The sequence below is a fragment of the uncultured Desulfobulbus sp. genome (assembly GCF_963662935.2).
Lineage (GTDB): Bacteria > Desulfobacterota > Desulfobulbia > Desulfobulbales > Desulfobulbaceae > Desulfobulbus.
The window spans coordinates 1,196,090-1,208,796 of the sequence record NZ_CAXXTL010000002.1 but is presented as its reverse complement, the minus strand read 5'-3'; the positions used below and the strand labels follow the sequence as shown (position 1 = coordinate 1,208,796).

At 59.5% G+C, this 12,707-nt stretch carries 12 protein-coding genes; 8 read left to right on the top strand and 4 right to left on the bottom strand.

The features are described 5' to 3' along the window. The first annotated feature begins 102 nt into the window (after positions 1–102). From ACHZCX_RS09650 to ACHZCX_RS09620, 7 genes are read left to right on the top strand one after another with little or no spacing between them, the layout of a single operon-like run. A complete protein-coding gene (locus tag ACHZCX_RS09650) occupies positions 103–885 on the top strand; it encodes an ABC transporter permease (RefSeq protein WP_319587025.1) in 783 nt (260 codons plus the stop codon). 11 nt (positions 886–896) lie between these two features. After that, on the top strand, positions 897–1,664 hold the full coding sequence (locus ACHZCX_RS09645) for an ABC transporter ATP-binding protein (RefSeq protein ID WP_319587024.1): 768 nt from the start codon (positions 897–899) through the stop codon (positions 1,662–1,664). Between the two features lie 59 nt (positions 1,665–1,723). Then, the gene (gnd, locus tag ACHZCX_RS09640) at positions 1,724–2,749 is read left to right on the top strand and encodes a phosphogluconate dehydrogenase (NAD(+)-dependent, decarboxylating) (protein ID WP_319587023.1); all 1,026 of its coding nucleotides are present in this window, start codon (positions 1,724–1,726) and stop codon (positions 2,747–2,749) included. 2 nt (positions 2,750–2,751) lie between these two features. Then, on the top strand, positions 2,752–4,260 hold the full coding sequence (zwf, locus tag ACHZCX_RS09635; protein ID WP_319587022.1) for a glucose-6-phosphate dehydrogenase: 1,509 nt from the start codon (positions 2,752–2,754) through the stop codon (positions 4,258–4,260). 2 nt (positions 4,261–4,262) lie between these two features. Further along, entirely contained in the window at positions 4,263–5,000 is a 738-nt protein-coding gene (gene pgl, locus ACHZCX_RS09630; RefSeq protein WP_319587021.1) for a 6-phosphogluconolactonase, read from the top strand. Then, a complete protein-coding gene (locus ACHZCX_RS09625) occupies positions 4,987–6,129 on the top strand; it encodes a TIGR04283 family arsenosugar biosynthesis glycosyltransferase (protein WP_319587020.1) in 1,143 nt (380 codons plus the stop codon). Before pgl ends, ACHZCX_RS09625 begins: the two co-directional genes overlap by 14 nt. Beyond that, entirely contained in the window at positions 6,113–6,814 is a 702-nt protein-coding gene (locus tag ACHZCX_RS09620) for a TIGR04282 family arsenosugar biosynthesis glycosyltransferase (RefSeq protein WP_319587019.1), read from the top strand. The genes ACHZCX_RS09625 and ACHZCX_RS09620 overlap by 17 nt, the downstream gene beginning before the upstream one ends. Positions 6,815–6,868: 54 nt before the next feature. On the opposite strand, the gene ACHZCX_RS09615 is transcribed toward ACHZCX_RS09620, so the two are convergent. The 4 genes from ACHZCX_RS09615 to ACHZCX_RS09600 all read right to left on the bottom strand — a co-directional run bounded on the left by ACHZCX_RS09615 (position 6,869) and on the right by ACHZCX_RS09600 (position 10,737). After that, positions 6,869–7,285, bottom strand: a complete 417-nt coding sequence (locus ACHZCX_RS09615) for a hotdog domain-containing protein (RefSeq protein ID WP_319587018.1) — start codon at positions 7,283–7,285, stop codon at positions 6,869–6,871. 157 nt (positions 7,286–7,442) lie between these two features. Next, entirely contained in the window at positions 7,443–8,330 is an 888-nt protein-coding gene (locus tag ACHZCX_RS09610; protein WP_319587017.1) for a DMT family transporter, read from the bottom strand. Between the two features lie 374 nt (positions 8,331–8,704). Further along, positions 8,705–8,911, bottom strand: coding sequence for a hypothetical protein (locus ACHZCX_RS09605; protein ID WP_319587016.1), 207 nt, complete (start codon positions 8,909–8,911; stop codon positions 8,705–8,707). A 14-nt stretch (positions 8,912–8,925) separates the two neighbouring features. Further along, positions 8,926–10,737, bottom strand: a complete 1,812-nt coding sequence (locus tag ACHZCX_RS09600; protein WP_319587015.1) for a carbon starvation protein A — start codon at positions 10,735–10,737, stop codon at positions 8,926–8,928. A gap of 586 nt (positions 10,738–11,323) precedes the next feature. Here ACHZCX_RS09600 and radA point away from each other — a divergent pair. Next, a complete protein-coding gene (radA, locus tag ACHZCX_RS09595; protein ID WP_319587014.1) occupies positions 11,324–12,691 on the top strand; it encodes a DNA repair protein RadA in 1,368 nt (455 codons plus the stop codon). Positions 12,692–12,707 lie beyond the last annotated feature (16 nt).

The following is a 12,707-nucleotide window of genomic DNA, read 5'->3' as shown; positions in this document are numbered from 1 at the left end:
AGAAATCTCTTGTCACCACACGAGATTTCTCCTCGCGGTGCTCGTCGAAATGACAAGCAAAGATCGGTCGCGGTACCATAGACCAAAGGAAGAAGAGACTCGATGGGGACAAAGAACACCGCGCTGGCCCTGCTGATCCCGCTGACGGCCCTGCTGTCGTGGTACGGGGTGAGCGCCACAGGTTTGGTGCCGGTGTATCTCCTGCCGCATCCTGTCACAGTGGGTGAAGCGGGCCTGCGCTATGTTTTCGGCATAGCCGGACAGGGGCCCTATGCCGGCCGATTCCTCGGTGATCTCGGTGCCTCCCTGACCCGGGTACTGCTGGGGTTTTCCCTGGCCGCGGCGCTCGGTATTCCCCTGGGCATCCTTTCCGGCCGCCTGGCCCTGGTGAACCGTCTGGTGGCCAGCGCCATCGGCGGTCTGCGGGCAGTCCCCGGCATCTGCTGGCTGCCGCTGGCCATGATCTGGTTCGGCATCGGCATCAAGACCACGGTTTTTCTGGTGGCCATGGCCGCTTTTTTCCCCATCTATCAAAATGCCCTGACCGGGGCGCAACTGGTCGCCCCGATCTACTATCAGGCGGGAGCTATGCTCGGCGTTTCCAGGCTGCGTGGCGTCTTTGCCATCCTGCTGCCCATGGCCATGCCCAATATCATCACCGGCCTGCGCCTGGGCATGGGGATTTCCTGGGCCTATCTGGTGTTGGGCGAACTCACCGGCGTCCCGGACGGCTTGGGCGCGACGATCATGGATGCTCGAATGCTGGGACAGACCGACATCATCTTGGTGGGCATCATCCTGATCGCCCTGATCGGCAGGCTCTGCGACCGGCTGCTTGTCGCCCTGCTGCGCCTCTGTTTCAAGAGCGCCCGCCGGCAGATATGAAGGCGGCGGAGATGATGGCAGCAAACGGCATCCGGCCGGCACTTCTGGAAATCGTCGGGCTCAGCCATACTTTTTGCCACAACGGCGCCGCCGAAGCGGTGCTCCGCGATATATCGCTGGTGCTGCGGCAAGGCGAACTGGTCTGCCTGATCGGCCGCAGCGGTTGCGGCAAGTCCACCCTGCTCAAGATTGTCGCCGGTTTTCTTGCCCCCATTCAGGGACGCTGTCTGCTGGAGGGCCGGCCAATCTCCCGGCCCGGTCCGGACCGCTGCGTGGTCTTCCAGGAAGATGCCCTTTTTCCCTGGCTGACGGTGCGGGAAAACATCGCCTTTGGCCTGAGGGGCAGGAAAATGTCGGCACAGTCGCAGGCAGTCGAGGTCGACCGGTATCTGGATCTGGTCGGTCTTCAGGGCTACGGCGACCATCTGCCCCGGACTCTTTCCGGCGGGATGAAGCAGCGGGTGGCATTGGCTCGGGTGCTGATCCTCTCTCCAGCGATTTTGCTGATGGACGAACCCTTCGGCGCTCTTGATGCCCAAACCAGGGATGACATGCAGGATCTGCTCCTTGATTTGTCGCGGGAGCGGCGGCAGACGATTCTCTTTGTGACCCACGACGTCCAGGAGGCGGTCACGATTGCCGATCGAGTGCTGCTGATCGATCGGGACACCGGCGGGATCGGCGAGGAACTGCAGATCGAGTTGGACCGTCCCCGAAATCGGACAAACGAGCAATTCCAGAGGTACTGCGCCCGATTGCATCAATGGCTCAGGAAATAGGCGGGTGATACGGCTTGCCTGTTGATTCTTTGTATCGGGACAATCCAGGAGGAAATGACATGCAGATAGGGATGATCGGCATCGGTAGGATGGGAGGCGATATGGTGCGCCGGTTATTGCGCACGGGCCACCGCTGCGTGGTCTACGGGCGCCAGGCCGCCGCAGTTGAAGCCCTGGTGGCCGAAGGCGCGGTCGGCACCTTGAATTTTTCCGAATTTATCGCCTGCCTGGCAGCACCGAGGGTCGTCTGGCTGATGGTCCCGGCTGCCGCCGTTGATGGGGTGATCGCAGAGATTGCGCCGCTCCTGGCTCCGGGCGATATCCTCGTCGATGGCGGCAACTCGCGGTATCATGATGCTATCCGCCGCAGCAGCGCTTTAGGCCACCAGGGCATCCGCTACCTCGATGTGGGAACCAGCGGTGGAGTCTGGGGGCTGGAGCGGGGGTATTGCCTGATGATCGGCGGCGAACCCGAGGCGGTGGAAATGCTGGATCCGATTTTCAGTGCCCTGGCTCCGGGCAGTGCCAGCGTGGTCCCCACGCCCGGGCGGCAGCAGAAGGGATCGACGGCGGAACAGGGATATCTCCATTGCGGCCCGAGCGGCGCCGGCCATTTTGTCAAGATGATCCATAACGGTATCGAGTACGGGTTGATGGCAGCCTACGCCGAAGGGTTCAACATTCTGCGTCATGCCGGTGCGGGCAACCGCGAACAGGTTCACGATGCGGAAACCACCCCGCTGCAGCACCCCGAACATTTTCGCTACGACTTCAACCTGGCCGACATCGCCGAGCTGTGGCGGCGAGGCTCGGTCATCCCTTCCTGGCTGCTCGATTTAAGCGCCCAGGCCTTTGCGAATCAACCTTCCCTCGAGGGGTTCTCCGGGCGGGTGTCCGACAGCGGCGAAGGCCGGTGGACCATTGCCGCTGCCATTGAGGCCGGCGTTCCGGCCCCGGTGCTGAGTGCCGCCCTTTACCAGCGCTTCAGTTCGCGCGGCCAGGGTGATTTTGCCGATCAACTGCTCTCCGCCCTGCGATATCAGTTCGGCGGCCACATCGAGAAGCCGACCGCCAAGGAGGACTAGCCATGCCGCAAACCGCAACGCTTGCCCCGACCATTGTGGTCATTTTCGGCGGTGGCGGCGACCTGACCCAGCGCAAACTTATCCCTGCCCTCTACAATCTGCGGCTGGACCGGCAGCTTCCGGAGCGGTTTGCCATTGTCGGCGTTGCCCGCAGGCAGATAGACAACGAGTCCTTCAGGCAGCGCCTTCGGCAAGGGGTTGCATGGTTTTCCCGCCGCGGGATAGAGGATGAATCGGACTGGAACGAATTTGCAGCCACCATCTCCTATCTCTCTGAGGATGTGAGTAATCCTGCCTCCGGCCTTGTCCTCAGCACTTGTCTTCAGAAGATCGAGGAAGAATGGGGGGTGCGGGCTAACCGTATTTATTATCTGGCCGTGCCGCCAGCCATGATGAAACCGGCTGCGGCCATGCTCCAGCGGCTCGGCGTCTGCCGGGACTGCGCCCACGACCGGCTGGTGGTGGAAAAACCCTTTGGCCGCGATCTGGCCTCAGCCCGGGACTTGAACCAATTCCTCGGTGAGATGTTCGTTGAATCGCAGATCTATCGGATCGATCATTATCTCGGCAAGGAAACAGTGCAGAATATCCTGGCCTTCCGTTTTGCCAATTCACTCTTTGAGCCCATCTGGAACCGTCACTATATCGATCAGGTGCAGATTACGGTGGCCGAAACCGTTGGCGTCGAAGACCGGGGCGATTATTACGACCAGTCCGGTGCCTTGCGCGACATGGTGCAGAATCATCTCCTCCAGGTTCTTTGTCTGGTGGCGATGGAACCGCCGATCTCCTTTGACGCTGATGATATCCGCAACAAGAAGGTGGATGTCCTCCGGGCAATCCGACCGTTTCGTCCGGAAGAGATCCATCGGGTCGCGGTGCGGGGTCAATATCGCAGGGGAACTGTTCTCGGCAAAGCAGTGCCGGGGTACCGCGAGGAGAGCAGCGTAGCCCCCGACTCCACCACCGAAACCTACGCCGCCTTCACCTTTCATATCGATAACTGGCGCTGGCATGGCGTACCTTTCTATCTCCGCACCGGTAAGCGCCTGCCGGCCAAGGTTTCGGAGGTGTCCATCCTCTTCCATTCACCGCCGCACCAGTTTTTTCCCTCGGCGGCGGTGGAGAGCTGGCAGCCGAACCGGATTGTGATCAGAATTCAGCCCGAGGAGGGAATCGGCACCCGTATTCAGGTCAAACAGCCGGGAACCCGGATGCTGCTGGGGTCCGCTGAGATGCGGTTCCGGTACCATGAGGCCTTTCGAACACCCGCGCCGGAGGCCTATGAAACCTTGCTGCTCGATGTGATTCGCGGTGATGCCACCCTGTTTATGCGGGCTGATCAGATTGAATGCGCCTGGCAGGTGGTCACGCCGATCCTTGAGGCTTGGGAATCGGTGCCGGCGACCGATTTCTCCGAGTATGTCGCTGGCACCTGGGGACCGGAATCCGCCGACCTGATGGTGGCCCGGCAACGGCATAGTTGGCTGCAGCCGACAACGGCGGAGTGAGCATGCTCCGCCGGTTTGCCGACAAAGAAGCGCTCAGCCGGGCAGCGGCCGAACTGTTTGCCGAGCAGGCGCAGGCGGCGGTGGCCGATCACGGTCGCTTCGTCGCGCTGCTGGCCGGGGGCGACACCCCGCGCCGCACCTATGAACAATTGGCTAGGGAACCACTTCATAGCCGCATTCCTTGGGGACAGGTGCATTTCTTTTGGGGGGATGAACGGTGTCTGCCTGCGGGTGACCCGGAGCGCAATGAATCCATGGCCCGCGCAGCCTTGCTTGACTCTGTGCCGCTGCATCCGGAGCAGGTGCACCCCATTCGCTGCGATCAGTCGCCCGAGCGTGCGGCGGCAGCCTATGCGGCCGAGCTGCAGGCTTTTTTCGGCACCAATCCACCTTGCTTTGATCTGGTCCTGCTCGGTATGGGGTCGGACGGGCACACCGCCTCGCTCCTGCCCGGCTCCGCTAGCCTGGCCGAGCAGGTGCGCTGGACCGTCGTGACTCGCCGTCCCGATGAATCGTTTACCCGGGTGACTCTGACCGCGCCCCTGCTCAACCAGGCAGCCCTGGTGGTGTTCCTGGTGACCGGCCGCAACAAGGCCGGGGTCCTGCGGTCTGTCCTGGAGGCAAGCAGTCCGCAACCGGTGGTGCCGGCACAATTGATCCGCCCATTGAACGGGGAGCTGCATTGGTTTGTCGATCGTGAGGCGGCCAGTCTGTTAGATGAGGCGGATGCAGGATCGTGAAGCCGTAATGAGTCAGCAAATCCGCCCGCTGGAAAACCGGTTGGAGAAGCCCCTGCTGTCCGTCATCATTCCTACGCTCAACGAGGCGGGCGCACTGCCCGCGCTTCTGGCGGATCTTGAGCGCCAAGGGGATATTGACTTTGAGATTGTCATCGGCGACGGCGGTTCCACGGATGCGACCGAGGCCGTTGCCGGATCCTTTGGCAGCCGTTTTCTCAGGTGTCCGCGCGGCCGGGGGGGGCAGATGAACGCCGCAGCAGGACAGGCGACCGGTATTTATTTTTTGTTCCTGCACGCCGATTCAAGGCTGGACGACTCCCGCCTGCTCGTCAACGCCCTGGCTACTCTCCAGCAGGCAGAAAAGGAGCATCCCCGGGTTGCCGGTCATTTTCGCCTGCGGTTCATGCGCTCAGGACAGCGCAATAGGCTGGCCTACCGCTACATCGAGGAAAAGACTGCCCTCAACCGGACCAACACCACCAACGGCGACCAGGGGCTGCTCCTCTCCCGCACCTTTTATCATCAGCTTGGCGGTTTTGACGACAGCCTGCCCTTTCTCGAGGATCAGCGCCTTGCCGAAAAAATCAGAGACCAGGGGCGATGGCTAACGCTGCCCGGTTCCCTCCACACCTCGGCGCGGCGTTTTGAGAACGAAGGCTTTCATCGCCGCTATCTCCTCATGGGGATGATGATGGGTTTGTTCTCCATCGGCGAACTGGCCTTTTTCACCCGCGCGCCGGGCGTGTATCGGGTGCAGCAGGAGACCGGCCAATTGCTGCTCACGCCGTTTTTCGGTCTCCTCTGGTCCATGGTTCGCCGTGATTGGGGCCTGTCCGGAACCCTCCGAACCTTTTATCGTCTGGGCCACTATATCCGGCACAATGCCTGGCAGTTGTTTTTCTTTCTCGATGTCTGGCTAAGGCCGCACCTGGGACCGGGACGATACCCGTTGCTCGGTTTTTATGACCGGCTGGTTGCGCCCTGCATCGATTTCCGGCTCGTGAGCGCCCTGACCGGGCTCTGCTGTTTTGTCTGGTACATGGGCATCCTTGCCCCTTTTTTCTGGCTGCAGGAATCTCTGGAACGAGCAGGGAAGAACGGGAGACCAAGGGATGAGACAGGTGCCTGAGACAGTGGTGGCTCTGTTCGTGCGAGCGCCCGTTCCCGGCCGGGTGAAAACTCGTCTCGCCGTTGGTCTCGGTGAGGTGGGGGCCTGTCAGCTGTACCAGGCCATGGTGGCTGATATTCTCGGTACTCTCAAGGCCACCGGCTTGCCGATTTTTCTGTTTCATGACGACAAGGAGAGCGGTGCTTTGCCCCAGGTCTGGCGGGATGCGGCGGCCCAAGTTCGGCCGCAATGGGGGGAGGATATCGGCGAAAGGATGGCGGCCGCTTTTGCCGACTGCTTTGCCCAAGAGATTGAACAGGTAATTTTGGTGGGCAGCGACATCCCCGACCTCGGCCCCCGGATCATCGGTGCTGCCAGAGAAGCCCTTGCCACCCATGACGCGGCCCTGGCTCCGGCAGTTGACGGCGGTTACGGACTGATTGCCCTCAAGCGCCAGCAGTATCGGCAGGAACTGTTCACTGATATTCCCTGGAGTACCAATCAGGTCCTGCCGGCCACTTTGCAACGCTTCGCGGCATGCCGGCTGAACGTGGCCCTGTTGCCGGTGCTGCGGGATATCGACACCCTGGCCGATCTCCTTGCCTACCGGCACCATCCCTGTCCCACCGCCTCCGCGACTAACCAGGCGATTGCGCAATTGCTCCCGCAAACCGGAGCCGGAAGGGAGCACGAGCCCCACCGGTGAGCAGGTTCGGCCAGGGCTCAGCCGTTCACATTGTGGCGAAAAAGCAGGGCTCTGTTAGAAACGCTGCATGAGATCGTAGAGCGAAGCATCCGCCATGGTCGCCCGCAGATGCTCGTCGATGGGCTCAGCCTTGCCCTCTTCATTAATCTTGACATACACGATCTGGGTGGAACAGACGATCTCCTCGATTTCTTTGACAAAATCAAACCGTCTGGCCTCGACGTTAATGGTCAGCGAGCTCTGGCCGACCTTGTGCACCTTGGCGTAGATCCGGACATGGTGGCTGATCTTGACCGGCCGCCTGAATTGGACCTCGTCCATTTTCAGGGTAACCATGTTCGGTGTACGGCAGAGGTAGCCGGCAAAGGCGGCTCCGGCCTCATCGAGCCAGGAGAGCATGGCACCGCCGAAGAGATTGCCGTTGTAGCCGATCTCGCTGGCCCTGCAGATTTTCGTTGCGACGTAGTGCATGGGGTTCCTTTGTGGAGATGGGTGCGCCGTTCTCAACGGTGCGGGAATGGAGACTCTCGATATCTTTTCAGGTTGTGTGTGCTTTATAGCAGAAGAGTTCCCAGGGAGCGAGCTCTTGGTACAAGCAATGAGACGGTTCCGGGTGGGCTTGGTCGACTCAATCCCGCGCTGCTCTGCTGACCCGGAAGGTGGTCATGAGGATGCCGCTGAAAATAAGCAGAACGCCCTGCGCATGATACCAAGCCAGGGTTTCATCAAGAAAAAGCACCGCCAAGATGGTGCTGAACACCGGCATAAGATGGACAAAGGGACCGGCCTTGTTGGCGCCGATGGTGCGGATGGCCCGGTTCCAGAAGATAAAGGCCAGCACCGAGGCAAAGATCGCCACATAGAGGATGGTGACCACCGAGGCCGGATTGAGGGAAAAGGTCTTGCCGCCTGAGAACTCAAGCAGATACAGGGGAAAAATGGCCAGCAGGCCGACGATGTTGATCGCGGTCAGGTAGGCCAGCGGATGGAGCTCCTGGGGATACTGTTTGAGACGGGACGAATACAGCGCCCAGGCCACGGCAGCGGCCAGGACCAGCAGATCGCCCCGGTTGAATGAAACCTGCAACAGGGTGGCCATGTCGCCCTTGACCATGATAGAGACCACACCCACAAGCGAAATCAGGACGCCGCCGCATTGGCGCAGGCTCATGGTTTCCCGGTAGAGCAGCCAGGAAAAAACCAGGATCAGCACCGGGATGCAGGAGTTGACCAGCACCGCGTTGATGGCGGTGGTGTGCTGCATGGCCAGATAGAGCAGGGTGTTGAAACCGAGAACACCGAGGAGGCCCTGCACGAGGATGAACCGGCCATGGGCGCGGATCAGTCCCCGCTGGGCCCGGAGATGCCGGTGGGCGAGAAACAGCAAAATAAGCAGGGCCACCGACCACCGCCAGAAGGAGAGGGCCAGTGGCGGCATGGCGGCATGCATCCCCCGGCTGAGGACAAAGTTGCCGGACCAGAATAAGGTGGTGAGGATCAGTAGCAGATACGGCATGCGGGGCGTCGGCGTTGTTCGGTTGACGATAGCTGCGGACTGTTCGAGAACGAGGACACTGGTTGTCAGTGTACCGGCAAGCGAGTATTGCTGCCAGCAAAGAGTTGCGTTAGCGGCTGCGCTCGGAAGTCCCCGCGCGCCTATCTTTTTTCGAGAGAAGGGGCGCGCGGGGCACAAAAAATCGGTTGGTGTGGGGTCAGTCGCTGGTGAAGAGGATGATTTTGGATCTGTCCTTTACAGCTACCGTGCCGGTCCGCAATGTGGCCGGGGGCAACTCGTTCTTGCGTTGATTGAGGAATAGGGCGACTCCGTCCCCGACGCCACCAAAGGCCGCCCCTGTTCTGACGTTTTTTCTATTAATCCGGTTTTTCTCCCTATCCCTCAAAGGTCCAGCCGCACTGCGGGCAGTTGATTCTGACATTGAAGCCGAGAAGACGTTTTTTGATGAATGCATGGTCCACCGCGCAATTGCAGAGGTGGCAGGGGATAGGGCCGCCTTTGCCGGTCCGGTGCTGATTTTTGACCTGGAGAACGATCCGGTAGACACTCATCTCCAGCAGTTCGAACTCGCAGCAGCCCATGAAAGACCTCCTTCTTATTCTTCGACAACTTCGAGCACCATATCTCCATACCGGTCGGTCACCGATTGCTCAATCTGGAGCAGTTCATACCAGCGGAAAAAGGTCGAGGTGAACAGGACGGCGACTAGCGCCATGATGATCGCTGAAAGCATGGCGAGGAGTATGTTGTTCTTCGGCAGGTAATTGGTCGTGATATTCAGGTACCCTGCATAAAGTGTGGTAAAGGCCATGAACAGTCCTGGCACCGCCGTGATCCAGGCATACCGTGCCTTGCCCATCCGGATGATCATGGTGGTACCGATGATCAGCGCACTTGAGGCGAGCAACTGGTTGCTCATGCCGAAGAGGGGCCAGATGGTGGCGATGTCGCCGGTATAGACAAGATAGCCCCAGGAACCGGTGAAGAGCAGGCTGGTTATGACGATTCCCGGCCACCACTTTTTCTCGAGAAACTGGGGGATAGCCTTGCCGATCATTTCCTGGAGCAGGAAACGGCCGACGCGGGTTCCGGTGTCGACGGCTGTGAGGATGAAGACTGCTTCGAACATGATGGCGAAGTGGTACCAGTAGGACATCAGCCCCTTCATGAACGGCACCGACGAAAAAATATAGGCCATGCCCACGGCAAGCGATACCGCTCCGCCCGGACGGCCCTGGATCTTTTCACCCACCTGTTCCGCCAGGGCGGGCAGGTTCTGCACGGTCATGCCGAGCTTTTCGAAGACTGCGGGCGCGGTGTTGATGGCGAAATAGTCGGCGGGCACGAGCACACAGGCGGCAACGAGGGCCATGATCGCCACGAAACCTTCGACCAGCATCGCGCCGTACCCAATGAACAGGATGTCCCGTTCATTGCCGATCATCTTGGGTGTGGTGCCTGAACCAATGATTGCATGGAATCCCGACAGTGCTCCGCAGGCGATGGTGATCAGGACAAAGGGGTAGACTGGTCCCGGGATGATCGGGCCGCCGCCGTGCACGTACTGGGTAATCGCACTCATCTGAAAATCCGGATGGACCACGACAATGCCGAGCGCTAGCATGACAATGGTACCGATCTTAAGATAGGTGGAGAGATAATCACGGGGACAGAGCAGCATCCAGACCGGCAAAACCGAGGCCATGAACCCATAGGTGGGGATGATGATGGCAATCTGTTTTTTCGTGAGCGTGAATATCGAAGCCAGGGTCGGATTTGCGGCTACATAAGGACCGACAAGAATGGCGAGAAAGAGGAGCACGACGCCAATGATGCTGGCCCCCTTGACATCGCCCGGCCGGATCATATACATCCAAAAGCCCATGAAGAAGGCAATGGGCATGGTGGCGAAGACGGTAAAAGTGCCCCATGCGCTTTCGAACATGGCGTTCACCACTGCGATGGAGAGCCCCGCCAGGGTCAAGATGAGGATAAAGAGGAAGGCGACCGATGCCAACCCGCCCGCGACTTTGCCGATCTCGCTCTCGGCGATCTTCGACAGGCTTTGGCCTTTGTGACGGACCGAGGCGAAGAGTACGACCATGTCATGGACGCCACCCGCCATGACCGCGCCGATGAGAATCCAGAGCGCGCCGGGGAGGTAGCCAAATTGGGCTGCTAGGACGGGTCCGAGCAGGGGGCCCGCTGCCGCGATCGCTGCAAAATGATGGCCAAAGAGGACATACTTATTGGTTTTGTGGTAATCATGGCCGTCCGCCAGGGTTACCGCAGGTGTCAGCCGTTCCTCCCGTAGGTTCAGCACCTTGTTGGCGATGAACAGTCCGTAAAACCGGTAGCCAATTGCAAATACGCACAATGCTGCAAATACCAAAGTCAACGAATTCATGCACAGCCCTCCTCTTGTGTTGTTGAGTCTCCCTCTGAAACGATCTCGGTTGTTATTGTCATCCTGCGTCAATCAGGCCGGAAAACCGTATCGGCAGGTGCATCGTCTTTGGATTAATGGCAATTTTGATAACAGATTTCACTCGTGTATTCAATTAGATATTTTATGCCCCTCTTGGGGGCCGCATCAGCGGGATGCAAGGGGATCTCTGGGGGACGAAGACAGCGTCATTGTTTGCCAATTTTGGCACAGACGATCTCCTAGAGCTCTATGCCAGAATCAAACTTCAGGTCTCGACATTGATGGTGGAGAGCTCTGATCGACCTGAAGCACCTTGTTGTAAATCATAAGAGGTGGCTGATTTTCAAGGTCTATTGAATTAGATCTCGTTCATTTTCAGGGTGACCATGTTCGGTGTGCGTTGTGTCTTGCGAACGCCTTGCGCCTCCGGTTCCCCGGTTGTATAAGGCAGTGGTAGGAATCCCTTGAAATATTTTCCACGGAAATCAGGCGACGACACGGTTTGTGTGAAGGCGGACCCACTCTCAAACCTGTTGAATGACACCCTTCTCAGGCGGGATTGTGCATGCAACCATCGAAAAAAGAAACCCTGCTCTTTGTCTGCGGCCAGTGCAGTTTTGAAAGCCGCAAATGGCTGGGGCGCTGCCCCGATTGCGGCGCCTGGGACAGTCTGACAGAAGAGAAAAAACAGATTTCGGTCCGCCATGGCCGGACGACCGCGACCGCGCAACCCCTGGCAGCAAGCGGTGAGGAGGAGTGCGCCCGTCTGGTGACCAGTATCGGCGAGATGGACCGGGTGCTGGGCGGCGGCATCGTTCCCGGATCGCTCGTGCTCATCGGCGGCGATCCCGGCATCGGCAAGTCGACGCTCATTCTCCAGCTGCTTTCCTCGCTAGCGGTCAAGGGGCTTAAGGTGCTGTACGTCACCGGTGAGGAATCGGTGCGCCAGATCAGGATGCGGGCGAGTCGTCTCAAAATTGAGGACGAAGAGATCTACGTCTCCACCGAGAACTGTGTCGAGGCCATTGTCGATCTGGCCGGCAAGATGCAGCCCGCTTTGCTGGCGGTGGATTCGATCCAGACAGTGTTCAGTGAGGAGGTGGGATCGGCGCCTGGATCGGTCACCCAGGTGCGGGAGTCCACGGCCCGGCTCATGGCACTGGCCAAATCGAGTCATCTGCCGATTCTCCTAGTCGGCCACGTCACCAAGGACGGGTCCATCGCTGGTCCCCGGGTTTTGGAACACATGGTCGATACGGTGCTCTATTTTGAGGGGGATCGCGGTCAGGTTTTTCGCATTCTACGGACAGTGAAGAACCGTTTCGGTTCCACCAACGAGATCGGCGTCTTTGAGATGAAGGAGAGCGGGCTGGCCGGGGTCGACAACCCCTCTGCCCTGTTTCTTGCCGAGCGCCCGGTCAATGTGCCGGGTTCGGTGGTCCTGCCCAGTATCGAGGGGACTCGGCCCATCCTGGTGGAAGTGCAGGCCCTGGTCAGTCGTTCAAGTCTCGGCACGGCCCGGCGAACCGCCATCGGCGCTGACCCGCAGCGGTTGGCCCTGCTCACCGCTGTCCTCGAAAAAAAGCTCGGCGTGACCTTGTTTGATCACGACATCTTTCTCAACATTGCCGGCGGCATCCGTATCGACGAACCGGCCCTTGATCTTGGGGTGGTAGCCTCGCTGCTATCCAGCTTTTTCGAGAAGCCGATTGATTCTGCGACAGTGGTCTGCGGCGAGGTGGGTCTGGCCGGGGAGATCCGGGCGGTGGGGCAAATGGAGATGCGGTTACGTGAGGCTGGACGGCTCGGGTTTGGAACCTTCTTTATGCCCGAATCCTCGGCCCGTCAGCTGGAGGGGAAAAAGAAAGAGGGGATGCGGATTGTGCCGGTACGCACGGTGACGGAACTGGCCGATAATCTGTTTCGGACCTGAAGAGCAATATACTGAC